This window comes from Paenirhizobium daejeonense (genome assembly GCF_014280875.1).
Classification (GTDB): Bacteria; Pseudomonadota; Alphaproteobacteria; order Rhizobiales; family Rhizobiaceae; genus Allorhizobium; species Allorhizobium daejeonense.
Map to the genome: position 1 here is coordinate 351,355 of NZ_JACLAL010000001.1, position 24,756 is coordinate 376,110.

At 61.2% G+C, this 24,756-nt stretch carries 22 protein-coding genes and 1 pseudogene; 10 read left to right on the top strand and 13 right to left on the bottom strand.

What is annotated here, in order from left to right; genetic code table 11:
* Positions 1-170: 170 nt before the first annotated feature.
* Entirely contained in the window at positions 171-1,061 is an 891-nt protein-coding gene (locus H4I99_RS01630; RefSeq protein ID WP_163906138.1) for a sigma-70 family RNA polymerase sigma factor, read from the top strand.
* Positions 1,062-1,254: 193 nt separating this feature from the next.
* On the top strand, positions 1,255-1,635 hold the full coding sequence (locus H4I99_RS01635) for an ester cyclase (RefSeq protein WP_163904011.1): 381 nt from the start codon (positions 1,255-1,257) through the stop codon (positions 1,633-1,635).
* A gap of 88 nt (positions 1,636-1,723) precedes the next feature.
* Here the strand turns inward: H4I99_RS01635 and H4I99_RS01640 are convergent, their stop codons facing one another.
* Positions 1,724-3,121 (bottom strand): aminotransferase-like domain-containing protein, encoded by a 1,398-nt coding sequence (locus H4I99_RS01640; protein ID WP_164490795.1) that lies wholly within the window; start codon positions 3,119-3,121, stop codon positions 1,724-1,726.
* Positions 3,122-3,234: 113 nt separating this feature from the next.
* On the opposite strand from H4I99_RS01640, the gene H4I99_RS01645 reads away from it, so the two are divergent.
* Positions 3,235-4,098, top strand: coding sequence for a DMT family transporter (locus H4I99_RS01645; protein WP_163906141.1), 864 nt, complete (start codon positions 3,235-3,237; stop codon positions 4,096-4,098).
* 71 nt (positions 4,099-4,169) lie between these two features.
* Here H4I99_RS01645 and ribB read toward each other — a convergent pair whose 3' ends face one another.
* The 3 genes from ribB to H4I99_RS01660 form a co-directional block, all read right to left on the bottom strand.
* Positions 4,170-5,270, bottom strand: a complete 1,101-nt coding sequence (ribB, locus tag H4I99_RS01650; RefSeq protein ID WP_163904013.1) for a 3,4-dihydroxy-2-butanone-4-phosphate synthase — start codon at positions 5,268-5,270, stop codon at positions 4,170-4,172.
* A 9-nt stretch (positions 5,271-5,279) separates the two neighbouring features.
* Positions 5,280-6,374, bottom strand: a complete 1,095-nt coding sequence (gene aroC, locus H4I99_RS01655; protein WP_163904014.1) for a chorismate synthase — start codon at positions 6,372-6,374, stop codon at positions 5,280-5,282.
* Between the two features lie 123 nt (positions 6,375-6,497).
* The gene (locus H4I99_RS01660; RefSeq protein WP_425314346.1) at positions 6,498-9,569 is read right to left on the bottom strand and encodes a putative bifunctional diguanylate cyclase/phosphodiesterase; all 3,072 of its coding nucleotides are present in this window, start codon (positions 9,567-9,569) and stop codon (positions 6,498-6,500) included.
* 316 nt (positions 9,570-9,885) lie between these two features.
* On the opposite strand from H4I99_RS01660, the gene H4I99_RS01665 reads away from it, so the two are divergent.
* Positions 9,886-10,146 carry a DUF1344 domain-containing protein gene (locus tag H4I99_RS01665; RefSeq protein WP_099056998.1) on the top strand — a complete coding sequence of 87 codons (261 nt, stop codon included), beginning with the start codon at positions 9,886-9,888 and terminating at the stop codon, positions 10,144-10,146.
* A 40-nt stretch (positions 10,147-10,186) separates the two neighbouring features.
* Here H4I99_RS01665 and H4I99_RS01670 read toward each other — a convergent pair whose 3' ends face one another.
* The 4 genes from H4I99_RS01670 to H4I99_RS01685 all read right to left on the bottom strand — a co-directional run bounded on the left by H4I99_RS01670 (position 10,187) and on the right by H4I99_RS01685 (position 13,665).
* On the bottom strand, positions 10,187-10,777 hold the full coding sequence (locus tag H4I99_RS01670; RefSeq protein WP_163904016.1) for a histidine phosphatase family protein: 591 nt from the start codon (positions 10,775-10,777) through the stop codon (positions 10,187-10,189).
* 20 nt (positions 10,778-10,797) lie between these two features.
* A complete protein-coding gene (fabI, locus tag H4I99_RS01675) occupies positions 10,798-11,616 on the bottom strand; it encodes an enoyl-ACP reductase FabI (RefSeq protein WP_163904018.1) in 819 nt (272 codons plus the stop codon).
* A 122-nt stretch (positions 11,617-11,738) separates the two neighbouring features.
* The gene (locus H4I99_RS01680) at positions 11,739-13,019 is read right to left on the bottom strand and encodes a DnaJ C-terminal domain-containing protein (protein WP_163904020.1); all 1,281 of its coding nucleotides are present in this window, start codon (positions 13,017-13,019) and stop codon (positions 11,739-11,741) included.
* Positions 13,020-13,209: 190 nt separating this feature from the next.
* Positions 13,210-13,665 carry an RT0821/Lpp0805 family surface protein gene (locus tag H4I99_RS01685; protein ID WP_425314347.1) on the bottom strand — a complete coding sequence of 152 codons (456 nt, stop codon included), beginning with the start codon at positions 13,663-13,665 and terminating at the stop codon, positions 13,210-13,212.
* Positions 13,666-13,731: 66 nt separating this feature from the next.
* On the opposite strand from H4I99_RS01685, the gene pdxH reads away from it, so the two are divergent.
* Positions 13,732-14,352, top strand: a complete 621-nt coding sequence (pdxH, locus tag H4I99_RS01690; RefSeq protein WP_163904023.1) for a pyridoxamine 5'-phosphate oxidase — start codon at positions 13,732-13,734, stop codon at positions 14,350-14,352.
* 59 nt (positions 14,353-14,411) lie between these two features.
* Here pdxH and H4I99_RS01695 read toward each other — a convergent pair whose 3' ends face one another.
* Positions 14,412-15,458: a polysaccharide deacetylase family protein gene (locus tag H4I99_RS01695; protein ID WP_163904025.1), complete on the bottom strand. Its 1,047-nt coding sequence runs from the start codon at positions 15,456-15,458 to the stop codon at positions 14,412-14,414.
* 168 nt (positions 15,459-15,626) lie between these two features.
* Positions 15,627-17,087 carry an MFS transporter gene (locus H4I99_RS01700; protein WP_244624838.1) on the bottom strand — a complete coding sequence of 487 codons (1,461 nt, stop codon included), beginning with the start codon at positions 17,085-17,087 and terminating at the stop codon, positions 15,627-15,629.
* Positions 17,088-17,187: 100 nt separating this feature from the next.
* Between H4I99_RS01700 and soxR the strand changes: the two genes are divergently transcribed.
* Entirely contained in the window at positions 17,188-17,637 is a 450-nt protein-coding gene (gene soxR, locus H4I99_RS01705) for a redox-sensitive transcriptional activator SoxR (RefSeq protein WP_163904027.1), read from the top strand.
* A gap of 137 nt (positions 17,638-17,774) precedes the next feature.
* Here soxR and H4I99_RS01710 read toward each other — a convergent pair whose 3' ends face one another.
* Positions 17,775-18,149: a VOC family protein gene (locus H4I99_RS01710; RefSeq protein WP_163904029.1), complete on the bottom strand. Its 375-nt coding sequence runs from the start codon at positions 18,147-18,149 to the stop codon at positions 17,775-17,777.
* Positions 18,150-18,499: 350 nt separating this feature from the next.
* On the opposite strand from H4I99_RS01710, the pseudogene H4I99_RS01715 reads away from it, so the two are divergent.
* The 3 genes and pseudogenes from H4I99_RS01715 (at position 18,500) to H4I99_RS01725 (ending at position 21,376) form a co-directional block, all read left to right on the top strand.
* A pseudogene (locus tag H4I99_RS01715) lies at positions 18,500-19,245 on the top strand (glucose 1-dehydrogenase).
* Positions 19,246-19,455: 210 nt separating this feature from the next.
* Entirely contained in the window at positions 19,456-20,841 is a 1,386-nt protein-coding gene (locus H4I99_RS01720; RefSeq protein WP_163904031.1) for a serine hydrolase, read from the top strand.
* 229 nt (positions 20,842-21,070) lie between these two features.
* A complete protein-coding gene (locus tag H4I99_RS01725) occupies positions 21,071-21,376 on the top strand; it encodes a MazG nucleotide pyrophosphohydrolase domain-containing protein (protein ID WP_163904032.1) in 306 nt (101 codons plus the stop codon).
* 79 nt (positions 21,377-21,455) lie between these two features.
* Here H4I99_RS01725 and tldD read toward each other — a convergent pair whose 3' ends face one another.
* Both tldD and H4I99_RS01735 read right to left on the bottom strand, forming a co-directional pair.
* On the bottom strand, positions 21,456-22,871 hold the full coding sequence (tldD, locus tag H4I99_RS01730) for a metalloprotease TldD (RefSeq protein ID WP_163904034.1): 1,416 nt from the start codon (positions 22,869-22,871) through the stop codon (positions 21,456-21,458).
* 136 nt (positions 22,872-23,007) lie between these two features.
* On the bottom strand, positions 23,008-23,532 hold the full coding sequence (locus tag H4I99_RS01735; protein WP_163904036.1) for an invasion associated locus B family protein: 525 nt from the start codon (positions 23,530-23,532) through the stop codon (positions 23,008-23,010).
* Positions 23,533-23,861: 329 nt separating this feature from the next.
* Here H4I99_RS01735 and coxB point away from each other — a divergent pair, with 329 nt between their 5' ends.
* On the top strand, positions 23,862-24,746 hold the full coding sequence (gene coxB, locus H4I99_RS01740; RefSeq protein ID WP_163906150.1) for a cytochrome c oxidase subunit II: 885 nt from the start codon (positions 23,862-23,864) through the stop codon (positions 24,744-24,746).
* Positions 24,747-24,756: the final 10 nt, after the last annotated feature.

Sequence of the window (24,756 nt, forward strand, 5' to 3'; positions counted from 1 at the left end):
GACGCGGCAATAGGAGGCGTGACATGCTCGTCTGATTTTATTTTTCGCATGTGCCATGTCACACTCGCGCGGCCTGGCGCGTCGAAGGGGCTGGCGGTCGGGTACGAGGAAGTGTCATGAGGCAGTACGGCAGGAACGAGACGGATCGGGCTCTCAAAATCCGTAGGGCGATGATGGCCAATGAAGCGAACGTTGTTGGGTCGCCAAGCGACCAACGGCTTGTGGACTTCACACAAGAACGCAAACACTTGCTGCGCCTCAGCTACCGCATGCTGGGATCGATCAGCGAGGCGGAGGATGTCGTCCAGGATGCATGGCTGCGTTGGGAACGCGTTGAAGAGGAAGTTCAGACCCCGACCGCCTATCTCACGCGCATCGTCACCCGGTTGTGCCTGGATCGGATGAAGTCTGCGCGAGCCCGCCGCGAGATCTATGTCGGCCCATGGCTGCCAGAGCCGCTGGTCGAGCCTCTTGATGCGCAGGAAGCCGTTGCTGACGATGTTACCGTTACGCTGATGGTGGCGTTGGAGAGACTTTCGCCGCTGGAACGGACAGCATTTCTGCTCCACGACGTGTTCGACGTAGCGCTGACTGAGGTCGCGGTCGTGCTTGATCGCGACCCTGCGGCCGTTCGGCAACTCGCTTCGCGCGCTCGCAAGCATGTTCAGGATGCACGACCACGCTATAGAGTCGGGCCGGAAGAGGCGGAGAGAATTGCCCGCGCTTTCTTTGCTGCGTCGCGTGACGGCGACGTCACTTCGCTTTCGGCATTGCTCGCGCGCGATGTAGAGATACATAGCGACGGCGGTGGCAAGGTGCTGGCGTTCCGAGAGGTCATTCGCGGCTTGGAGCGTGCGCTGCGACTATTCGTTCACGCTCAGCGGAAGGCCGCAGCCGCGCCCACCTTGCTGCGAACCGCCAATATCGACGGCTTGCCGGGATTTGTAAGCCTTGATCCTAATGGTATTCTCCAAACAACAGCTTTGGGCATTCGCGACGGCAAGATTTTCGCGATCTATATCGTCAAGAATCCGGATAAGCTGGCGCATCTAGATGTTTAGGATCGCCGTTGGTGCCTTTGAACGTTCGAATACAATGCGCCAAAACCGGACGTCGCGACTGCCGTAAAACTGGAGGAAACTGAGGTTAGTGTTGTGAGCCTTGCGACCCATGATGCGAGCGCATGACAACGTGTATTCCGCTCGTCTTGGTTCACACGACGGTAAAAGGGATTCATCTGATGGTATCTGCAACATGACACTGCAAGATTTTTATCGCGCGTACATAGGTTGCTTAAATCGACAGGATTGGGATGAGCTGGGGCGGTATGTTGCCGACGATGTCAAACACAATGGTCGACCGCTCGGGCTGTCAGGCTACCGCTCGATGCTGATCAAAGACTTCGAGGACATCCCCGACCTACGTTTCGTCATAGATCGTCTGGCCTGCGACCCGCCCCTTATTGCGGCGAGGTTGATGTTCAACTGCTCACCAAAAGGCAACTTCCTTGGCTTGGAGATCAACGGCCAACGCATTTCCTTTGCAGAAAACGTGTTTTACGAGGTGAAGGGCGGCAAAATAGCCGATGTGTTTTCAGTGATCGATAAAACCTCGATCGAAAATCAGATTGCTTGAGCCGCCTTTTTCGACGGCCAATCATAGCTTTGGGCCGATAGCAGACTCACGCAGAACTCTAATGCATGGAAACGTCGGGAGGCCCCCGTCACCCCCGCATCGCCCTCTCGACCGCCGCAAACACTCGCGCATCACTTGACTGCCCAACATTGAACCGCAGGAACCGCGTCGCCGTCTGCGAAACGCTGAAGGCGTTGCCGGGGGCCAGGACGACGTTATCGGCGAGCGCCCGGCGGGCGACGTCGGCGGCGTCGAGGCCCTCCGGCAGTTCTGACCAGAGGAACATGCCGCCGCGCGGTTCGATCCATGGCTTGAGGCCGAGCGCCCGCAGCCTGCGGTCGGTTTCTCCCATGGCGCGCGACAGGCGGTCGCGCAGTCCGTTCATGTATTTCCGGTAGGTGCCGTCCTTCATCAGTGCGAGCACCAGTTCGGCCGAAAGGGCATTGCCGCCGAAGGAGGTGGCGATCTTCAGGTCGATCAGCCGCTCGATAAAGTCCCGTCTTGCGGCGATGAAGCCGCATCGGGCCGCAGCCGTCAGCGTCTTCGAGAAGCTGCCGATATGGATGACCCGTTCGAAACCGTCGAAGGCTGCCAGACGCGGTGCGGGCTCGAGCTCGAAATCGGCGAAGATGTCGTCCTCGATGATGGTCAGCCCGGCCTGATCGGCAAGCTTCAGGATGCGGTGCGCGCTGACGGGCGAGAGCGTCGCGCCGGTCGGATTGTGAAGCGCCGAATTGGTGATGTAGAGGCGCGGCCGATGCTCGGTGAGTGCGGCAGCAAAGAGTGCCATGTCGGGGCCACCAGGCGTATAGGGTACGCCAACGACCTTCACCCGATGGGCCCGCAAGAGCGCCAGGAAATTGAAATAGCAAGGATCGTCGACCAGCACGGTGTCCCCCGGCTCGACGAGAAGCCGCAGCAGCAGGTCGATGGCCTGCGTGCCCGATTCCGTCAGCATGATCTGGTCGGGCAGCACCTCTATGCCATGCTCCGCCATGCGCCGTGACAGGAGGTGCCGCAGCGGCAGCAGGCCAAGTGGCGTGCCGTAGTCGGTGAGCACCCTGTCGTCCGCCCGCGCGATGTGACGAAGCGAACGGCGCAGCTCCGCCTGCGGCATCCATGAGGCCGGTAGCCAGCCGCAGCCCGGTTTCAGCACATCTTCGGTCGCCTCGAGCGATTGCCGCGACACCCAGAACGGATCGACCGCGCGGTCGAGCTTCGGACCGATTTCCGCAAGCGTCAACGGCGGCAGGTGTCCGGCGACATAAAAACCCGAACCGCGCCGCGACAGGATCAGCCCCTCCGCGGCCAGCCGGTCATAGGCTTCGACCACGGTCGAGGTGGAAACCACCATCATCTTGGCAAGGCCGCGGATCGAGGGAAGCTTCGCCCCCGGCGCAAGCGTCCGCGCACTGATCCGCTGCCGGATGGTTGCCATGACCTGCCCGACCCGCGTCCCGGTATCCGTTTCGATGGTGTTCAGCATCCGTACTGCCAATTTGACCATTACAGTTTGTTGAAACTGTAATGAATTGTGCCTGAAAAATCCATCCGGCATCGCCTATCACCTGTCGTTACAGTGAACGAAGGAAAGACATGATGGACAGGACGGCGAGCGGATGGATCAACGGTTTTATCGGGGTGCTGATCTTCAGCGGCTCGCTGCCCGCGACCCGCGCGGCGGTGGCCGATTTTGATCCGGTGTTCCTGACGGTCGCCCGTGCGGCAATCGCTGGCACCCTGGCGCTGGTCTTGCTTGTGCTCTTTCGCGAAAAGCGCCCGAAGGGTGCGGATCTCGTCTCGCTGGCGGTCGTGGCGCTCGGTGTCGTCGTCGGCTTTCCGCTGTTGACGGCGCTGGCGTTGAAACATGTCACTTCGGCCCATTCCATCGTCTTCATCGGGCTTCTGCCGCTCGCCACCGCGACCTTCGGCGTGCTGCGGGGCGGTGAGCGGCCTCGGCCGGCCTTCTGGCTGTTCTCCTGCCTCGGCAGCGCGCTGGTTGCAGGCTTTGCGCTGATGCAGGGTGGCTCCACTTCGCCGGTCGGCGACCTCCTGATGCTCGCGGCTATCGTGGTCTGCGGGCTCGGCTATGCGGAAGGGGCGAGGCTTTCCCGCACGCTCGGCGGCTGGCAGGTCATTTCCTGGGCGCTGGTGCTGTCGCTGCCGGTCATGGCCGCGCTTGCATTTCTCACCATGCCGCAATCCTTTGCTGATGCGGCGCGGCCTGCATGGCTGGGGCTCGCTTATGTCTCGGTCTTCAGCATGCTGGTGGGGTTCATATTCTGGTATCGCGGGCTCGCGCAGGGCGGTATCGCCGCCGTCGGCCAGCTGCAGCTTCTACAGCCATTTTTCGGGCTGGTGCTGGCCGCAACCCTGCTGGGCGAGGCGGTGAGCTGGTCCATGGTCGCGGTCACCGCGGCCGTCATTCTCTGCGTCGCCGGCGCCAGACGTTTCGCGAGATAATCTCCGGCTAAGGCCGGCGCTCTAAGGCGAACCTTCCGCCTCCGGCGTCCGGAGGCGGAAGGATTGCCGTATCAGACGATCTCGGTTCCGCTGATGCGGATGCCGAAGCCTTCGAGGCCGACATAGTGGCGTTCGCGCGAAGCGTAAAGGCGAATGGAGGTGACGCCGAGATCCTTCAGGATCTGCGCGCCGAGACCGATTTCCAGCCATTCGCTTTCGCGCTGCTGGGCCTCGTTGTGCACTTCGCGGTCGAAATTGCCGGTGCGGGCCGTGGTCGAGACCCCGACGCCGACCGAGCCTTCGCGCAGGTAAACGATGACGCCGCGACCAGCTTCGGCAATCCGTTTCATGATGGCGTCGATCTGGCGATCCTTGCCGAACACGTCCTGGCCGACATGTTCGAGGTGCAGGCGCACCGGAATGTCGACGCCGTCGCGGATGTCGCCGAAGACGATGGCAAGATGCTGCATCGGATCCCAGGGCAGCGAATAGGCATGCGCCTTCGCGGGACCATAAGGCGTCTCGACGGCGAAGCTCGAAGCGAGCTGGATCAGCGTTTCCTTGCGCTGGCGATAGGCGATAAGGTCGGCAACGGAAACGCGCTTCAGCCCATGTTGCTCGGCGAAATCGAACACTTCCGGACCGTGTTTGACGGTACCGTTGTCGTTGACCAGTTCGCCGATCACTCCGACCGGCGGCAGGCCGGCCAGCTTGCAGAGGTCGACGGCCGCTTCGGTATGGCCGGAACGCATCAGCACGCCGCCTTCGCGCGCGACCAACGGGAAGATGTGGCCGGGGCGGACGAAATCGGCCGGGCCGACATTCGGGTTGGCGAGATTACGCACGGTCAGCGTGCGGTCCTCGGCGGAAATGCCGGTCGTGGTGCCGTGCTTGAAGTCGACGGTCACGGTGAAGGCGGTGGTGTGTGCGCTGTCGTTTTCGGCAACCATGGCGTTGAGGTTCAGCCGTTTGGCTTCCTCCTTCGGCATGGGGGCGCAGACGATGCCGGAGGTGTGGCGCACGATGAACGCCATCTTCTCGGCAGTGCAGTGGACGGCGGCGACGATCAGGTCGCCTTCGTTTTCGCGGTCGTCGTCATCCGTGACGACGACGATCTCGCCGGCCTCGAAGGCGCGGATGGCGTCGACGACGCGGCTCTGGTCATAGCTCATGGGAATGCCTCACTTCAGGCGGCCGGTCTGGCCGCGGTCTCGCAGATAATGATCGACGATCGTGCAGGCGAGCATCGCTTCGCCGACGGGAACCGCCCGGATTCCGACGCAGGGGTCGTGGCGACCCTTGGTGCGCACCTCGACCTCGTGGCCATCGGCATCGATCGAGCGGCGCTCGGTCAGGATCGAGGAGGTCGGCTTGATGGCGAAGCGCGCGATGATCGGCTCACCGGTGGAAATGCCGCCGAGAATGCCGCCCGCGTGGTTGGAAAGGAAAAGCGGCTTGCCGTCCGGGCCGATCCGCATTTCATCGGCATTTTCCTCGCCGGTGATCTCGGCCGCGCCGAAGCCGTTGCCGATCTCCACGCCCTTGACGGCGTTGATCGACATCAGGTTCGACGCGATGTCCTGATCCAGCTTGCCGTAGACAGGCGCGCCGATACCGGCCGGAACGCCCTCTGCGATCACTTCGACAACGGCGCCGACGGAGGAGCCCGCCTTGCGGATCTCGTCGAGATAGGCTTCCCAAACGGGGACGATTTCCGGGTCGGGCGCAAAGAACGGGTTTTCGTTCACCTGCGCCCAATCCCAGTTGGCGCGGTTGATCTTGTGCTTGCCGATCTGCACCAGCGCGCCGCGAATGGTGACGCCGGGAATGACCTGCCGCGCAAGTGCACCGGCGGCAACGCGCGCTGCCGTTTCGCGGGCGGACGAGCGTCCGCCGCCGCGATAGTCGCGAATGCCGTATTTGACGTCATAGGTGTAGTCGGCATGGCCGGGGCGATAGCGCCGCGCGATCTCGCCGTAGTCCTTCGAGCGCTGGTCGGTATTCTCGATCATCAGCGACACCGGCGTGCCGGTGGTGATCATCGAACCGTCCTCCTGCGGCATGACGCCCGAGAGAACCCTGACGATATCGTCTTCCCGGCGCTGCGTTACGAAGCGCGACTGGCCGGGCTTGCGCTTGTCGAGAAAGATCTGGAGATCGTCCTGGGTGAAGCGGATGCCGGGCGGGCACCCGTCGACCACAGCGCCGAGGGCGGGACCGTGGCTTTCACCCCAGGTGGTGACGCGGAAGAGATGGCCGAAGGTGTTATGGGACATGTCAGACGAACCGGTTTGCGGGAGGCCTGCGCCGTTTCCGGGTGCCTCGGCTTTCACTGCGGCACACTCATAGTGGAAAACCGCCAAGCGCGACAAGCATTTCTTGGAAACGCAGCGTCGCCTTTATGAGGCCTTTCGCCGGGGAAGATCCTGCGCGAAGCGGGTGAAGTTCTCGAAGGGCAGAGGTTTGGCGAAAGCATAGCCCTGCAGGAAATCGCACCCGAGTTGGCGAAGCAATGCCGCATGCTCGTGGCTTTCCACGCCTTCCGCCACGGTTTCCACCCCGAGAGAGCGGGCGATCTCGATGATAGAGCGCACCAGGGCGCGTTCCTGCGGTGAGGTGACGATCGGCATGACGAGCTGGCGATCGATCTTCAGGCGCTTGGGTTTCAGGCGCAACAGGCTGACGATGGAAGTGTGGCCGGTGCCGAAATCGTCGATTTCGATGTCGATGCCAAGCGCCTTGATCCTCTCGATGTTGCTGGTCGTCACATCGTCGCTTTCGTCGAGGAAGATGGATTCCACCAGCTCGAAACAGATCGAACCCGGCGTGATGCTCAGCCCCTCGAGCTGAGCTACGAGGTTTTCGTCATGCAGGCGACGGGAGGAAACATTGACGGAGATGCGCGGCAGTCGCAGGTCGAGAGCGGTCCAGCGCATCTGGTCCTTGAGCGCGGTTTCCAGCACCAGCTGGTCGATGCGCGCCAGCACGTTGAGCTCCTCGGCGACTTTGAGGAACTCGTTCGACGGCAGGATGCCGTGAACGGGGTGTCTCCAGCGCACAAGCGCCTCGGCGCCAGTCAGTTCCATGGAGTCGGCTGCGAACTGCGGCTGGTACCAGACGGTGAATTCGTCGTGATCGAGACCGGCGAGTATCTCGTCCGCCATGCGCTTGCGGGCAAAGATATTGGCCTGCAGATCCGGCGTGAAGAATTCGAAGCGGTTCCGTCCCTTTTCCTTCGCCTGGTAGAGAGCGATATCGGCGTTGATCAATACCTTGCCGGCATCGGGAAAGAGGCCCGAGGACTGGGCAATCCCGATGGACACGCCGCAGCGGCAGGAGAAGCCCTCGAAATCGATCGGCTTGCACATTTCCCGGATGATCGTCTCGCTGAGCTTGGCTAACTCCTGCGGCGACGTCTGGCGCTTGGCGAGAATGACGAATTCGTCGCCACCGATACGAGCGACCAGATCGCCGCGGCTGACGGTGCGGTTCAACACGCGTGAGGCATGCACCAGCATGGCGTCGCCTGCGGCGTGGCCGAGCGTGTCGTTGATTTCCTTGAAGCGGTCGAGGTCGAGGTGAAGGATCGAGAACCGGGTTCTCTGTTTGCTGCCTTGCCGGGTCAGCTCCTCCAGCTCCATGTCGAGCTTGCGGCGATTGGCAAGCGATGTAAGAGGATCATGCAGGGCGTTGAACTCGATGCGGTTCTTCGCCAGCTCAAGTTCGATGTTGCGTGCGTCGGCTTCCGTCTTCGCAGTTCTCAGCTCCTCGGCGATCTTGGCGTCCGCGGTGACGTCGAAGGCGATGCCCACAATCTTCTTCCTGCCGTCCTTGCCGACATGCACCTGTCCAACAGAGCGCACATAACGCAGCTCGTTGTTGGGCAGCAGAATACGCTGGATAGTGTTGACTGCGGTGGAAGCGTTGATAGCGCGATTGGCCGCTAGCTGCGCCGTTTGTCGATCATCGGGGTGTAGCGCCGACAGCCATTCGTGCCGGGTCACCGGACGGTTCCTGTTCGGCACGTTGTAGAGCTGGTGCATCCGCTCATCCCAGATCGCCGTCGTGCTGACGGGATCTCCTTCCCAGATACCGCAATTATAGGAGGCGAGCGCAAGATCGAGCTTCTGGGAAAGCTCGATCAGCTGATGTTCGCGCATCGACAGTTCGTCGAGCGCCAGCTCAAGCTCGGCATTCTTGATTTCGCTGGTTTCTTTCGCGACCCTGAGTGTCTCGGTAAACATGGCGTCGGCGGTGATGTCGAATACAATGCCGATCTGCCGGTCCACACCACTTGCGCTGATGCTGTGCGCGCCGACCGAGCGCAGGTGACGGACCGTACCGTCGGCAAGCACAATGCGATATTGCATGTCCCAAGTCTGTTTACCGATGGCCGAAATGCTGGCGAAGATCCGCAGTTCGATCGTCTCACGGTCTTCGGGGTGAAGGGCTCCATACCAGTCATCCAGCCTGTCCTGTCGGTCGACGGCGCTCGCCGCGCAGCCATGAAGGGCGGCTGCGCGTTCATCCCAATAGATCTGTCCGCTTTTTTCCTCCAGCTCCCATATGCCGATATTGGAGGTTTCCATTGCCAGATTGAGACGTTGCGTTACTTCGAACAGCGCCTCCTCGCGGGCTTTCAGCCGCGCAATGTTGCGGTTTCGCTCGCGGAGCAGCGTCAGCGTGACGATGACGGGAACGATCATCGCAATAACCGCGGCAATGATCCCCAGTCGTGCAGGCAGCCGGTTTTCCAATGTTGCCTTCCAGCCGCCTATCGGGGCGGCAAGAAGTTCCCAGCTATCGCCGGGCACATCGATCCGCTCGGTGACCGGGTCATCGCGAGTGATTTCAGCCGACCCGAAAAGTAAACGGCCAGGTCCATCGCCACGCATCTCGCGGATGGAGAAGGCGAGATGTTCATTCTCCAGATGGGGCGTTGGCGTGATGATTGCGTGATCGGCAACGCCGCTTGCCTCAACCGTTTTCGCGGTATTCATCGACAGGACGACGGAGCCCCAGTAGCGCTTGTCTTCCTCGGGCTCGAGCAGGACGGGAACGTCGAGCAGCAGCGTGTGGTCGCCAAGCATCTTGATGACGGGTGTATTGCCGGGACGCTCGCCCGGGCGGAACACCACGCTATCGATATGTGAGGCTCTCGAAACGAGGTTCTTGGCCATCGATGTCAGCGACGTCGTGGAAATGTTTGGATCGGCCGCGATCATGTCGGCGAGATGATTGGCCGCCGCTAGATCGTTTGCGATGCGCGATTCGATGGACGAGCGAACCAGGCGGAGGTCTTCGGCGACATGCTGCCGTACCGCCCCGATTCTCGCTTCGGTCGACCACTTGTCGAGCATAAATCCGGCGCCGACAATGGCCATGCTGAGGAGTGCACCACCCAGCAGCAGGAAACTCGCTCCGGATCGTTCCTCTCCGTCGCGCGCCATGATCGTCTTGCTGTAATTCAAGTCCCCGGAACCCCTTGCTGCATGTCAAACGATCCTAGGGAGCGGTAGTTAATTTAGCATTGAATGAGAAATATTTACGGTCGTCCGTTCAGGTCATTTCGGTGCTGTGTCCTGACCTGAGAAGCGCGATTTTCCGGACTTTCCGCGGAAAGTTGACGGCAGGTCAGGGATAAGCTTCACGGCGTCTTGATCGTGGCCTCAATTCCGGTCATCAATCACACCGAAATTGACACCATTGCGGGCGACTTTTGCCACATTCTGGAGGCTTATTTTGAAACACATTCTGAATCAGTCGTTTTTGACGAAAGTTTATCGCATGCGGGTCATGATTGCAGTTCTTCTGGCAACGGCGAGTTTCCTGTCTCCGCTTAGCGTCCTGGCGGGCAGCTCCGACGTGGAAGCCACCATCAAGTCCGTGAATGTCGAAAACCTCAGCCTCGTGCTCGATGACGGCAAGACCTACTCGTTGCCGGAAGAGTTCAATTTCGACGGGCTGCAGAGTGGCGTGAAGGTGATCGTCTTCTACACCGAAGTCGATGGCAAGCGCGTCGTCGACGATCTGGAAGTGGTTCAGTAACACCGGTCACGCGACACGCTGCGTCAAGGGCAGGGTGCGCTCAAAGCCAGGCGACGAGGGAGCCGTCCCTGTCGATTTTCAGGATACGATCCTGCGGCACGTTCATGTCGCAGGCCTCATCCTTGGACCATTGCCCGATAAGACGGAAGACGCTGCGCACTACGCCTCCATGAGTGACACAGACGGTCGGGCGCTCCACGGAATTCAACCAGGCGCCAACTCTCCATGACAGGATTTCGTAGCTTTCGGCAGCCTCGCCCGGTGGTATGAAGTCCCACTTGTGCAGCCGCCGCTCCTTCACCCTCTCAGGTGAGTGCTGCTTGACCTCGCGAATGGTCGAGCCTTCCCAGTCGCCGAAGGAAACTTCCTTGAGGCGTTCATCGAGGCGATAGTTCTCTGGATCAAAGCCCATGGCGGCGCGGACCCGCTCCATGGTTTCGCGCGTGCGGCCGAGAGGGGAGGCGACATAGTCGAAGTTTCCGGCTTGATCGCCGAGTTCTTCAAGAAGCCTGCGGCCGTTGTCGCTGGCTTGCGCCCGGCCGAGATCGTTGAGGCCGATATCTTTCTGCCCTTGCAGGCGACCCTCGGCATTCCAGTCGGTCTGGCCGTGACGGATCATGTAGATGAGCACGGCCAGAACCTCAGACTTTACTATTCCTTGACGACGGAAATATCCGGCGCGTCAACGGCCTTCATGCCGACCGTGTGGTAGCCGGAATCGACATGATGAACTTCGCCGGTAACGCCGGTGGACAGATCCGACAGGAGATACACGCCGGAATTGCCGACTTCGTCGGTCGTGACGTTGCGCTTCAGCGGCGAGTGGTACTCGTTCCACTTCAGGATGTAGCGGAAGTCGCCGATGCCTGACGCTGCGAGCGTCTTGATCGGGCCGGCCGAGATTGCGTTGACGCGGATGCCACGGCCGCCCATGTCTACGGCCAGGTAGCGCACCGACGCCTCGAGCGCGGCCTTGGCGACGCCCATGACGTTGTAGTGCGGCATCACCTTTTCGGCGCCGTAATAGGTGAGCGTCAGGATGGAACCGCCGTCATTCATGACCTTTTCGGCGCGCGCGGCGACAGCCGTGAACGAGTAGACGGAGATGTCCATGGTCCGCTGGAAGTTGTCGCGAGTGGTCTCGATGTAGCGGCCGGTCAGTTCGTCCTTGTCTGAGAAGGCGATGGCATGCACGACGAAATCGATCTTGCCCCACTTGTCCTCGAGCGTCTTGAAGACGGCATCGATGCTGGCGAGATCGGTGACGTCGCAGTCGCCTGCCATTAACGCGTCCAGTTCCTGGGCAAGCGGCTCGACGCGCTTTTTCAGCGCATCCCCTTGCCAGGTCAAGGCAATTTCGGCTCCCTGGTCGCGGCAGGCTTTCGCGATCCCCCATGCGATGGAACGATTGTTTGCGACGCCCATGATGACGCCGCGCTTGCCTGCCATAAGGCCGGAACCTTGAGCCATGTTTTGCTCCCTGATACTTTCGAGTGATCCTGCCTATGGCATAGCCCGATCCGTGGTTCAAGATTGGACAGGATCATCAACTGTTAGGGGCCGTAACAAAGGGTGTAGTTGTTACAAAGGCTTCACAGAAAAAGCCCCTCGCGCATCACGCGCATCAGGTCGGTTACCTTATCGTCTGGCTTTTCCCAGAGTTTTACGCGCAGTTCGACCAGAACGGCGCCGCGTCCACCCGTATCGTCGGGAAGTCCCTGGCCTTCGAGCCGGATGACCTGATCGGAATTCGACCAGGCGGGAATGGTGATATCCACAGGTCCAGCTGGTGTTTCCACCTGCGTGTCGCAACCGAGGACGGCGTTTTCCAGCGTAATCGGCAGGACGGTCCTGATATCGAATCCGTCGACCCGGAACTTCTCGTCCTTCGTGACGCGGATCGTTGCATAGACGTCGCCGCGCGCCATGTTCGGCAGCTTGTGACCCTGTGCCTTGAGCTGGACGACATGGCCTTCGCTCACTCCGGAAAGCGGTACGCGCAGTTCTCGCCCGTCGGCGAGTGTGACCGGAACGGACTTCTGCGCCAGCAGGTCGTCTATGGTAACCAGTGCCTCGACATGCAGGTCGGGAGCTTTTTCCGGCGCCGGCTGCACACCACGGAATCGGCGCACCAGAGAACTGATGAGTTCCACCGGAGCAAAGATGGAGGCGGGCCTCGATGCGGTCGCTGCGGCGTCGGCGTTTTCAGCTTTGTCGGTCCTGTCGGCTTTTTCGGCCTTCTCGCCCTTGCTTTCGTTTTCGCGCTTCAGCTTTTCAGCGGCGGCGGCAGCCTCCGGCGTGTCGCCGAAGATGCGCGACACCATTTCTTCAGGCGTCTCGCCGACGGGGCCTGCCTTCGGCTGCTCGGCGGAGGCAGTACCGGATCCACCGGATGACTGGCCGGACGGTGGGGTCTGCGTGGCTTTCGCCTGAGCGGCAGCCTGCGCGGCTGCAGCCTGAGCCGCCGCGGCCTGCGCAGCCTGTGCTGTCGATTGTGCTACCTTTTCGGCCCGGTTCTTTTCGGCTTCCGCCTTGGCTAGCTCGGCCATGATCCGCTCGGCATTGGCCTTTGCGGCCTTGGCCTTTTCAGCCGCCTGGCGTGCTGCTTCGCGCGCGGATTCGCGCTGCTGCATGATGGTCTGTTCGCGCTCCATCGCTTCAACCTTGCTGCGCTGCTGGTCGTAATGGTTGCGCTTCTTCGGATCCTTCAACACCTCGTAGGCGCGGCCGATCTCGGCGAAACGCTGATTAGCATTCGGATCTTCGCGGTTCTGGTCGGGATGGACGGACTTTGCCCTCGTACGCCACGCCGCCTTGATTTCGTCGGCTCCCGCGTCTCGTCTCACGCCGAGTACAGAATACAGATCGCGCATTTAAGCCACCAGTAAACACAAACGGCCGTGCATCCCGTCATCTGACGCGCCGGCATGAACAAAAACGCACCGTGCCGCCCAACTCATGGCGGTTTCGGCATAATACAGCGGAAACTATCACAAGAAGATGCTAATCAGTGGTTACGGCGCATTCCCCGGCAAGGGGCCTGACGGGAATATGGTTTCCGAACTATGAACTGCGATCGAAACGCATGAGTTGCCACTGGCCGGAGCCGGTGGTGCAGGTCTTTCCAGCGAAATAGGCGATCCCCTCATAGGAATGACGGGTGGTGGAGAAGTTGCGGCACACGATGCCGTTGTCCCTTTCCTCCTGGATTGCCGTCACCACGCCGGCACTGCCGGTTGCGGCATTCGCCCAGGGCAGGGGATTTCCGGCATTCTTGTCGAGATCGGCCGACGAAACTGCGTTCTGAACGGTCAGTTCGTCAGAGGTGCTGGATGTGTTGCGCTTCGTTGCCACCGTATTGGTGGAGATCGAACGATCGACGCTGTCTGAACCGAAGAGATCCATGCTGCCGCCGAAGCACCCGCAAAGGGGGAGCGTCAAAATTAACACGGCAAACATTCGCTTCATTGCGATCCTGTTACCCTTTTGGCGCTCGTCGCACTTTGATATGTCTCTCAATGGGCGTCCTGTCCAGTGATTTGACCCTGGGCCGAGATGATGTCGTTCTGGAGCATTTGAAGCAATATGTCAGAAATGGGGTTAACAACCGGTGACTTCACCGAGGAGTCGAAACCTTTTGCGCTGTTCGCAGACTGGTTGAAGGACGCTGAAGCCTCGGAAATCAACGATCCTAACGCAGTTGCACTTGCCACTGTCGACGAGCACGGTCTTCCGAATGTGCGAATGGTGTTGCTCAAGGGATTTGATGACCGGGGTTTCGTGTTCTACACAAATTTCGAAAGTCAGAAGGGGCAGGAAATTCTTGGTCAGAAGAAGGCGGCGATGTGCTTCCACTGGAAGTCGCTGCGCCGGCAGGTGCGGTTAAGAGGCGAGGTAGAGATCGTTTCCGACGAGGAAGCGGACGCCTATTACCGCTCCCGTGCGCTCGGAAGCCGCATCGGCGCATGGGCCTCGAAGCAGTCCCGCCCGCTCGAGGGGCGTTTCGCGCTGGAAAAGGCTGTCGCCGAATATACCGCCCGTTTCGCGCTCGGCGATATTCCTCGTCCGCCCTATTGGTCCGGCTTCCGTATCAAGCCGCAGTCGATCGAGTTCTGGCACGATCGCAAGTTCCGCCTGCATGATCGAATCGAATTCCGCCGCGAGACGCTGGATTCGCCCTGGACCAAGGTGCGTATGTACCCCTGAGGCAGGACCACCGAAAACTGAAAGTGGCCCTTTCACTTTAACGTGTCAGGGCCGCCCTGTTATCCTCGGCGGGCGAAGGGAATGCCCGAAGCCAGCGCCGAGACGTAACGCGGATTCTGATAGAAGCCGTTGAGCGAGATGCGAGGAAATTGCATCGGCGTTTCCAGGGATTTTTCCCGGAGCACACCCGGATGTGTTGTGACAGCAAGCCTGAAGCCGGCGGCGCTGACGGCGGCGGTTGTTCGCGCATCGACGCTGCGGCGGTCTCCATAAGGATAGGCAAAGCTCGTGGGACGGCGACCGGTGAGCGCCGCGACATAATCCGCGCTGAAGGACAACTCCTCTGCAAGTGTCGCATCGTCGAGAAAGGTGAGCGCCCGGTGGCTGACGGTATGGGCGCCGAGGCTCGCCAGCGGGTGGGTGGCAATCGCCTTCAGTTCGTCCGGCGTCATCACCAGCCGGTCTGCCAGCATCCGCGCGTCGACGTCCGCTTCAACCGCTGCGGCATCGAGCGCGGCAATCGCCTCGCTCTCCCCCGGTCCGCCAATGGTCGCGCCGATACGATCTCCGGCGGCTATTTTGGCGGCGCGGTCTGCGATGTCGAAAACCGTCCGACCGCCCGAGGGATCGGCCAACGTGAAGCGGCTCGTATTGTTGACGAGTTCATCCAGTGTTTCCCACCACAGCGTATGGCTGCGCTCGGCAAAACCGCGGGCGACGAAAATCGTGAAGGGAACGCCGTGTCTTTCGAACACCGGCAACGCATGTTCCGCATTGTCCCTGAAGCCGTCGTCCAGCGTGAAGGCGGCGAAGGGCTGCCCGGTGTTGGAAGAGGTGAGAGCCGCCGGGATCTCGTCGAGCGCCACGAAACGATATCCGTCGCTCTTTAACTGCAGGATGGCCAGTTCCAGGAATTCCGGTGTGATTTCCAGGTGGCGGTTGGGTTCAGCAAGCCGCGGAGTGTGAGGCCGCACATGATGTAGCGTGAAGATCGCGCCGCGGCCTCGTGCCGAGGACATTGCGCCGAGACGGGAAAGCACATGCGAGGCTTCGAGCCCGGCTGTGATCGCCGTCTGCCGCAACATCCTGTTCAGTCGTGCCGACATCGTCTTTCCCCGTTTCGCGCCCGGTTGAACATTGCGCTGCAGCGAAAGTAAGGGCGGGCCGTTAAGCGTTGCTGAACGGCCCGCTGCCTGTTCTCGCGTCGTGATTGCCGGGTTTGGCCAGCACCCGCCAGGAAGCATGGCCACATCGCGATCAGGACGCAAGCAACCTCATGATGTCAGGAGTGCAGCACCGGCAAGCCTGACGGCCCGGCGGGCAGCGAGGAGGGCAGGTACTGCCCACACAAGCGCCAGACCGAATGTCAGCGTCAGGATCGTTCGCATGGCCTCCGGCGTATCGGCTGAGGCAAGTCCGGCGCCGTTGGCCCATAGCCCCGCCATAGCGGCGCCGAGCGCATAGCCGGCCGATTGCAGCGTGGGCAGAAGCGCCGAGGTCTTGTCGCGTTCCCGTTCCGGCGTCGTTTCCATCAGCATCTGGCTGAGATAGCCCCAGCTCAGACCGAAGGCTGCGCCAATGGTGATCTGCGCCGCAACGAGCAGCCCGGTGCTGCCGGCGGCAATGGCGGCGACAAGAGCCGTGAAGCCGCAGACCAGCAGCAGGGGGCCCACCCATATGGTGGCCCGCCTTGCGCCTTCATGCCTGAGATTGGCGACGCCGATGGCCGTGAGACTCCAGCTGATCGCCATCAGCGCCCCGAGCGCGCCAGCATGGGTTGGCCCATAGCCGAAGAGGTTTTGCAGCGAGTAGACAAGATAGACACCGCTCGTTGCCTGCGAAAGCGGCATCAGCAGCACCACCCAGAGACCGAGGCCGAGTGTGGAACCGAGCGAAAACGCGCCCTTCGGCAGGATCGACTGATTCGCGCGGTGGTCGAGACGAACGGCGGCGAAGATCAGGAGGAGCGATGTAGCGACTGCCGTTGCCGCGACCGGTGCCGAAGGCGCAAGCCCGGCGACCAGCATGACAAGCAGCCCGGCCGAAAGCAGGGCAAGGCGCTGGGTTGGGAAGCTGAGGGTCATGCCGCCGGTCGTCCTACGTCCGCCCGGCACCATCACCGCGGCGAGAAGCAGGAAAAGGCAGATGATCGGGGCGTTGACGAGAAAGGCGACGCGCCAGGAGAAGGTTTCCGTGAGCGATCCCGCAAGCACCGGTCCGCCAAAGGCGGCAACGGCCCAGACGGTCGCCTCCGCACCGAAGACCTTCGGCACCAGAGCCGGCGGAAACATTTCAGGGATCAGGGCATAGCAGATCGCCGCGATGATCCCTTCGCCGATGCCCTGAAAAACGCGCCCGACAAGCACTGTCTCCATGTCCGACGCCACAGCGGCGGTAAGCGTGCCGGCGAGAAAAACGACTGCTGCGGCGAACAGCACCTTTCGCGCGCCGTATCTCTGCTTGAGCAGCGCCGCACTCGCGCCGGCGACGATCGAGGCGATCAGATAAAGGGTCAGCGACCACGGCAGCAATGCCGCGCCGCCAATCTCGCGGACAGCCGTCGGCAGCACGGTGCTGACGAGAAAGCCGTTGAAGGCATAGAGCGCCACGCCTACGCACAACATGGTGGTGGTCGCGAGATAGCGGGGTGTCAGCAGTTCCGCCCAGCGGCCTGTGGATGTCCTCACATCGGAAGCTCCTGTGCCGTGCTGTTCCATGCCGTCTGTGCCTTCCATTCCTGCATCCATTTCCCGGTATTTCCTCTCCATGGTCATCATTGCGGACGGATGCTACAACCTCAACCAAAGTTGAGGTAAAGAGCCGGAGCAAGAAAAAATGCAGGGCCTGACGGTTGGTGAAATTGCAAGTCGCAGCGGTGTGGCCGTCTCGGCCATTCATTTTTATGAACGCAAGGGGTTGATCGCCTCCCACCGCACGGAAGGCAATCAGCGGCGCTTCGACCGCGCCGTGCTTCGCCGCATCGCCCTCATCAAGGTCGCCCAGCAGCTCGGCGTGCCGCTGGCGGAAGTGGCGGAACAACTCTCCGTTCTGCCGAAGGACCGTGCTCCCGATCACCGCGACTGGCAGAAGATAGCCACCCGCTGGTCGCAGCAGTTGAACCACCGCATCCATATGCTGGAAGCCTTGCGCGACAACCTCGACGGCTGCATCGGCTGCGGCTGCCTTTCCATGACCAAATGCACTGTCATCAATCCCGGCGATTGCCTCGCGGATGAAGGGCAGGGCGCCGTGGCGCTCACCGAGATGGCGGCGGTGGAGGGTTAAGGGGAGCAGAGCCAAGATGGGGGCGAGATGCCGTTGTGGAAACGATTTTCGTCCGCAACTGGCCCGAATCGACATTCCACGACTACTCGCCTTTGAGCGTTAATCACACTATCCACCAGGCGCTGCCGGCGCCTGTCTCATTTCGACGGCAGAGTGCGTGCGGTCAGTTTATTTCCGTCAGGATCGCGGAGATATGCGACGAATGACCCGTTTGGACGCTCCGTGGGCGGACTCTCGATCGCTGTGCCACCGTGCGCGGTACCGGCGGCATGCCACGCCAGAACATGGTCGCGGCTCGCGGCGGCGATACCGATAGTCCCACCATTGGCCGCGGTCGCCGGCTTGCCATCGATAGGTTTCGTGATCATTAGCAGACCGCCCTCGTGAGCATAGATCAGCCTGCCTCTCGCATCCATCTCACCGTGCCGGCCGCCTAATGCGGTGAAGGTGGCGTCGTAGAAGCTTTTGGCCCGCTCGAGGTCGTTGCTTCCAATCATGACGTGGGTAAACATGCTTCGTCTCCAGTAAGGTTTTCAAATGCGTTCCCGTCCCAGGGTAAACCAATATGGGAATGGGGCGGTCGCAAAATTCCCGATGAAGGCGGCCCATGTTTCCGGATTTTGCGACATCGCAAGATAGAATGTTCTGCGGTGACCGCAATGTCCCACTCCTGGCGCATCGCCACCGAAGTGCCGCTGCATTTGTGGAACATCGTCTGTGTCGGTCGTCACACCCATTCGCCCAATGATTCTCCGCACCTAGAGGTTGGACGTTCATTTTTTATGGACTCCGTCAAATAAATGCCGAATGATCAACCATCCGCAGCAACGGGAGTTCAAGCCGCATGTCACAGTCAAATCGCATGGAAGGAAAAGTCTGCCTCATTACTGGCGGCGGAACGGGGATTGGAAAGGCGACGGCTCTGCAGATGGCGGGCGAGGGGGCTCGCGCGGTGGTTATCGCCGCGCGGCGGGAAGCGGAAGGCGAGGCGGTTGCAGCCGCCTGCCGCGATCTCGGTGCCGAGGCCTGCTTCATCAGGGCGGACATGACGAGCGAGGCCGATGTCGAACAAATGGTTGCCGGTACCGTTTCCCGCTTCGGCCGGCTGGATGTCGCTTTCAACAATGCTGGTTTTCAGGAACGGCGTGCTCCGGTCGAGGAACAGGCCGACGCGACCTACGCCGCCGTGTTCGATACCAATGTCCGCGGCGTCTTCCATTGCCTGCGCCACCAGATTCCCGCCATGCTGAAGACCGGCGGCGGAGCGATCGTCATCAATGCCTCCGTCAGCGGGGTGCGCAATCCGAATCCCGGCTTTGCACTTTATAATGCGTCAAGGCGGCTGTGATCGCCATGATGCGAACGGCGGCAATCGAGAACGCCGCGCGGGGCATCCGCATCAATGCGGTGGCGCCGGGCCGGGTGGTGACCGACATGATGCTCGCGGCCGGCGTCGGCGATGTGGCGACGGTTGCGGCCGGCCTGCCGCTCAGGCGCATGGGACAGCCGGAGGAACTGGCGGAAGCCGTCGTCTGGCTGGCGTCTGACCAGTCTTCCTACGTGGTCGGCCACGTGCTGGCGGCTGACGGCGGTTTTCTCGCCGCGTGAGCCTCTAAAACCGGTGAATGATCCAGCTTCGGACCATTTACCGTCTGTTAACTCACAACATGAAACTTTTAGTTAACTTTGGTGATCTTGTGGCCGCACTGCACAATTCTCGCCTTATTTCTGCTTTAGTCAGACCTCGCTTCGAGCAAGACGAAGTGCTTCGCCGGTGTCCCGACATTCTGCAAAATTTAGCCTGCCCTTGGAGGTGTCATGAATAAGTTGTTGATCGCGTTTACGTTCCTTGTTGCGATCGCTTCCACTGCCTCCTCCGCCTTTGCCGGCAGCGCCCAGTTTCTCCTTGACGCACGCACGGGTGAGGTCCTTGCCTCAGAAAATCCCGATGCTCTCAATCATCCGGCATCGCTGACCAAGATGATGACCGTCTATATGACGTTCGACGCGATCCGCCGCGGCAAACTGTCCTGGGATAGCCCGGTCACCTTCTCGAAATATGCCGCCACTCGACCGCCGACCAAGCTGCGCGTCAAGCCGGGTGACACCATCACCGTTCGCGAAGCCGTTCTTGGCATGATCGTTCAGTCCGCCAACGATGCTGCGGCCGCCATGGCCGAAAAGCTTGGCGGCACGGAAGAGCGTTTTGCCGCGATGATGACCGCCAAGGCTCGCTCGCTCGGCATGCCCAAGACCGTTTTCGTCAATGCCTCTGGCCTGCCGGATGATCGCCAGATCACCACCGCCCGCGACATGTCCACCCTCGGCATCGCGCTGCTGCGTGACTTCCCGCAGGAATACAAGCTGTTCTCCACCAAGAGCTTTGCCTTCCGTGGCCGCACCATCAATGGCCATAATAACCTGATGTACCGCTACAAGGGCATGGACGGCATCAAGACGGGTTACACCAATGCTTCCGGCTTCAACCTCGTCAGCGCCGTGGTCGACGGCGACCGCCGCGTTATCGGCGTGGTCATGGGCGGCCGTTCCGCTGCCAGCCGTGACCGGATCATGGAAAAGCTGATCGCTGCCAACATCCGCAAGGCGTCCGGAGGTTCCAAGCTCCTCGCCAGCCGTTCGGCCGGTTCCGCCCCGGCTGCGACGGTCGACGTTGCCCGTCTCGACGACCAGCCTTCCGTTCCGGTCCCTGCACCCCGTGCCGGCCAGGATGCCGTGGCCGCCGTCATCGGAATGGCAAACGGCACCGCACCTGTTCCCGCAAGCCGCTATGGCAGCGCCTATGCCGAATCGACGGAAGTCGCCAGCGCCGCCATGGCAAGCGACGTCCCACTGATCACGCCGAAGGCAACCGTCTCCGCCTCCATGGTTCAGACGGGCAAACCCAAGACTGCACCTGCGACCTCCATTCAAGGCTCTTCCGGTCAACCGAGCGGCAAGTGGCAGGTCCAGATCGCTGCTGCCACCAGCGCCGAAGCCGCCATGTCCCTGTTGGCCGATGCCAAGACCAAGGTCGGCGGCGTCCTGAACCGTCTCGACACCTATACCGAGGCCGTCACCCGTAATGGCACCACTTTCTACCGCGCCCGCTTCACCGGTTTCGAAACCAAGGACGAAGCCCGCACTGCCTGCGAAAAGCTGGTCAAGAACCGCTACGATTGCGTCTTGATGCCGGCGCGCGGATAACGCTGCGGCGCCGTATTCCCTCCTTCCGGAGTATCATTTGACCACGAGCCCTACGGGGCTCGTTTGCGTTTGAGCGGGCACGCCCGGCCAGAACGTGAAACAGTAGCGCGTCTGGAAATGCTTTGAAAACAAAAGGCTGAAGCATTTCCGTGACCCGTCTTCATGGAAAAGCTCTGGTGGACAATCTTCCAGAAACGCGCGACAAAGTCAAGAACATAAAGGGAACAAAATGATTCTCGACCTGATTGCGCAATTCGAGAGGGCATCGGCCAATTATGCCGCGGCCAATGGGGTGGAGCGGGATGCCGACTGGTTTCTGCTGAAGCTGGTGGAGGAGACCGGCGAACTGGCGCAGGTCGTCAACCGGGTGAGCGGCCGTAGCCGCAGCAAGGGTATGGGCGAGGCGGAACTGCATCGTCTGCTGGAGGACGAGACCGCCGATCTGCTCGGCCATGTGCTGCTTTTCGCCCGTCATCACGGAGTGGCGCTCGATGACGCGATCGAGCGTAAGTGGCGGTTCCGCCCGGATAGCTGAGGGGCGGAACTCGGCATTTCAGGGATCCGATATGTAGAAGAGGGGCCGCCGTTCAGCGGACCCCGCCCGCACCGGAGGATCAGGCCCGGGTGCCGCCGACGGTCACCTTGTCCATGCGCAGATGCGGCTGGCCGACGCCGACCGGAACCCATTGGCCGCCCTTGCCGCAATTGCCGATGCCCTTGTCGAGCATCATGTCGTTGCCGACCATGGAAATGCGCTTCATTGCTTCCGGGCCGTTGCCGATCAGCATGGCGCCCTTGACCGGCGCGCCGATCTTGCCGTTCTCGATCAGATAGGCCTCGGTGCAGCCGAAGACGAACTTGCCGGAGGTGATATCGACCTGCCCGCCGCCGAAGGAGACGGCGTAGATGCCGTTCTTGACGGAGGAAATGATCTCCTCCGGCGTTTTGTCTCCGCCCAGCATGTAGGTGTTGGTCATGCGCGGCATCGGCTGGTGGGAATAGCCCTGCCGGCGGCCATTTCCGGTCGGCTTCATGCCCATCAGCCGGGCGTTCTGCCGGTCCTGCATGTAACCGACGAGGCGGCCATTCTCGATCAGCACGTTATAGCCGGAGGGAGTGCCCTCGTCATCGACGGTGATCGAGCCGCGGCGTGCGTCGATGGTGCCGTCATCGACGACGGTAACGCCGGGCGCGGCCACCATTTCGCCCATCAGGCCGGCAAAGGCCGAGGTCTTCTTGCGGTTGAAATCGCCTTCGAGGCCATGTCCGACGGCCTCGTGCAGCATCACGCCAGGCCAGCCGGCGCCGAGCACCACGTCCATGGTCCCGGCCGGCGCATCGATCGCTTCCAGGTTGACGAGCGCTTGCCGTAGCGCCTCGTCCGCGCCGTTGCGCCAGCTTTCCTCCGAGAGGAAGTCACCGAATGCCATGCGGCCACCGGTGCCGAAAGAGCCGGATTCCTGCCGGTCGCCGGAGCCTGCCACGACGGAGATGTTGATCCGGGTCATCGGTCTGATGTCGCGCACCCGGTGGCCATCGGCGCGCAGGATCTCGACCACCTGCCAGCTCGCGGCAATCGAGGCGGTGACCTGGCGAACCTTGTCGTCCTTGTCGCGCAGATAGGCGTCGATCTCGGAGAGCAGCTTCACCTTTTCCTCGAAGGTCGGCGCGCCGATCGGATTATCCTCGCCGTAAAGCTTGCGGTTGGTGCCCTGAGGAGCCGCAGCATAGGAGCCGCCATAGCCCCGGGTCACGGCGCCGACCGCATCGGCCGCGCGTTCGAGCGCCGAAAGGGAAAGCTCGCCCGCATGGGCATAGCCCACCGCCTCGCCGGCGACCGCGCGCAAGCCGAAACCCTGGTCTGTGTTGAACGAGCCGCCCTTGAGTCTGCCATTGTCGAAGGTCAGCGATTCCGCCTGGGCGTGCTCGACGAAGAGTTCGCCGTCATCCGCGCCTTCGAGCGCCTTGGCGACGCTGCGGCGCAGCGTATCCTCGTCGCAGTCGAAGAGGCTGAGAAGGTCCTGGGTCATCGTCGTATCTCCTTAGGGCGCGCGCATCTGTTCCCCGATGTAGGCGCATCGGTCGCCAACGGCAAGGCGCAGCACGCAAGGCGAAAGCCCGCGGCTGTCAGGTTGAAGTCCTGTATCGGGAAATGCCCGCTCCGGATCAGGGCAGGGCGTCATAGCCTTCGGCAAAGCCGGTCAGCTCGATCGGAATGCCGACCCGATCCTGGTCCGCCGATTCACGCAGTGCGAAGACCGCGTTCTTGCCAGCGCGCAGGATCTTCATCAGCTCGTCGTCGATCTCCACCTCGACATAGCAGCCTTCGGAGAAGCAGCGAGTGAAATAAGCGCGGCCAATGTTGTTGTTATCGACATACAGTTCCATGCCGTCTTTCAAGAGCACGCCGAGCGGCGCCAGAATGCGCAACACCTTTGCCTTGCGGTCGGCGGTCTTCAACACGACGACGGAAAGGCCGACTTCCGGCCGGTCGTCGGCGATGACGTTCTGCATCAGCGCACATTGCTCGCCGGAAGCGCCGGCGGGCGTATCACAGATGACCGACCATGCGCCGTGATTGGAGCGGATCGTGCCGGGCTGCTGTTGCTGACCATAGGCCGGCATCGAAAGAGCGGCGATCGCGATGGCGCTTGCGGTCAAACCCGACCGGAAAAGTCTCGGAAGACCCATGGGTACCTCTGGAAATCGAATCATCCCGGACATTCTTGTCGTCCGGACGGGGAAAATGAAAGCCCCGCCCCGTCTTTTCCAGCCGAGTGAGGCATAATTGGGACCATGGTGATCTTCGCTAGTCGGCTTTCCGCGTGGGCGGGCATATCCTTTATTGCCTCGCTGCAAGCGGGAGCGTTTTGGATTTGACGATGCGCAAAAATGCCGCGTCCAGTATTAGCCGAACGTATTGCGATTGTGGCCGATCTGTGGTTTGAAACATTGAGGATAGCATGAATTCTGCGTTTTGATTTGATATGGATCAATCGCTTTTGGGAGAGACAACCGTGATGATGAGAGCACGCGCAGCAGCGGCCGCCTTGGGCTGTCTGCTTTTCGCTTCCGGCAGTTTTGCCGACCAGCCGCAGCCCTGGCAGAGCACCCTGCAGCCGGCTGCGACCCCGATCATGGAGCAAATCCGCTGGTTCGAGCAGTATACCCTGTGGTTTATCGTTCCAATCACTCTCTTCGTGCTAGCTCTTTTGATCTATGTGGCGATCAGGTTCCGGGCGAGCGCCAATCCGGTGCCGTCCAAGACCAGCCACAACTCGGTGATCGAGGTTGTCTGGACCGTCGGTCCGGTTCTGATCCTTCTCTTTTTCGCGATTCCTTCCTTCAATCTCCTGACAGCCCAGCTGACCCAGCCGGAAAATCCGGACCTGACGCTGAAGGCGACAGCCACCCAGTGGCAGTGGAACTATGAATATCAGGGCGACAAGGAGTTGGCCTTCGACAGTTATCTGTTGAAGGAGGAGGACCGCTCGGCCGCCGGCAAGGAAGACAAGTCGATCTACCCGCGGCTTCTGGCTGTCGACAACGAAATGGTGATCCCGGTCAACAAGACCGTGCGCCTGCTCGTCACTGCCGCTCCGACCGACGTGATCCATTCCTTTGCAATGCCATCTTTCGGTGTGAAGATCGACGCCGTTCCCGGTCGCCTGAACGAGACCTGGTTCAAGGCCGAGCGCGAAGGCCTGTTCTACGGCCAGTGTTCGGAGCTCTGCGGCAAGGACCATGCGTTCATGCCGATTGCGATCCGCGTCGTCTCTGAGGAGAAGTATACAGCCTGGCTGGATGCGGCCGGCTCGGATCTTGAGGGCGCCAACAAGGCGCTGATGGCAGCTGTCGACGGCGGGGACAAGGCCGTCCAGCTCGCAGAAAACGTCTCGAACTAAGGGGAGTGAG

Coding starts and splice junctions, on each gene's coding strand:
- H4I99_RS01630 (WP_163906138.1), top strand. CDS start 171: ATGATGGCCAATGAAGCGAACGTTGTTGGGTCGCCAAGCGACCAACGG.
- H4I99_RS01635 (WP_163904011.1), top strand. CDS start 1,255: ATGACACTGCAAGATTTTTATCGCGCGTACATAGGTTGCTTAAATCGA.
- H4I99_RS01640 (WP_164490795.1), bottom strand. CDS start 3,121: ATGCTGAACACCATCGAAACGGATACCGGGACGCGGGTCGGGCAGGTC.
- H4I99_RS01645 (WP_163906141.1), top strand. CDS start 3,235: ATGGACAGGACGGCGAGCGGATGGATCAACGGTTTTATCGGGGTGCTG.
- ribB (WP_163904013.1), bottom strand. CDS start 5,270: ATGAGCTATGACCAGAGCCGCGTCGTCGACGCCATCCGCGCCTTCGAG.
- aroC (WP_163904014.1), bottom strand. CDS start 6,374: ATGTCCCATAACACCTTCGGCCATCTCTTCCGCGTCACCACCTGGGGT.
- H4I99_RS01665 (WP_099056998.1), top strand. CDS start 9,886: ATGCGGGTCATGATTGCAGTTCTTCTGGCAACGGCGAGTTTCCTGTCT.
- fabI (WP_163904018.1), bottom strand. CDS start 11,616: ATGGCTCAAGGTTCCGGCCTTATGGCAGGCAAGCGCGGCGTCATCATG.
- H4I99_RS01680 (WP_163904020.1), bottom strand. CDS start 13,019: ATGCGCGATCTGTATTCTGTACTCGGCGTGAGACGAGACGCGGGAGCC.
- pdxH (WP_163904023.1), top strand. CDS start 13,732: ATGTCAGAAATGGGGTTAACAACCGGTGACTTCACCGAGGAGTCGAAA.
- H4I99_RS01695 (WP_163904025.1), bottom strand. CDS start 15,458: ATGTCGGCACGACTGAACAGGATGTTGCGGCAGACGGCGATCACAGCC.
- H4I99_RS01700 (WP_244624838.1), bottom strand. CDS start 17,087: ATGGAAGGCACAGACGGCATGGAACAGCACGGCACAGGAGCTTCCGAT.
- soxR (WP_163904027.1), top strand. CDS start 17,188: ATGCAGGGCCTGACGGTTGGTGAAATTGCAAGTCGCAGCGGTGTGGCC.
- H4I99_RS01710 (WP_163904029.1), bottom strand. CDS start 18,149: ATGTTTACCCACGTCATGATTGGAAGCAACGACCTCGAGCGGGCCAAA.
- H4I99_RS01720 (WP_163904031.1), top strand. CDS start 19,456: ATGAATAAGTTGTTGATCGCGTTTACGTTCCTTGTTGCGATCGCTTCC.
- H4I99_RS01725 (WP_163904032.1), top strand. CDS start 21,071: ATGATTCTCGACCTGATTGCGCAATTCGAGAGGGCATCGGCCAATTAT.
- tldD (WP_163904034.1), bottom strand. CDS start 22,871: ATGACCCAGGACCTTCTCAGCCTCTTCGACTGCGACGAGGATACGCTG.
- H4I99_RS01735 (WP_163904036.1), bottom strand. CDS start 23,532: ATGGGTCTTCCGAGACTTTTCCGGTCGGGTTTGACCGCAAGCGCCATC.
- coxB (WP_163906150.1), top strand. CDS start 23,862: ATGATGAGAGCACGCGCAGCAGCGGCCGCCTTGGGCTGTCTGCTTTTC.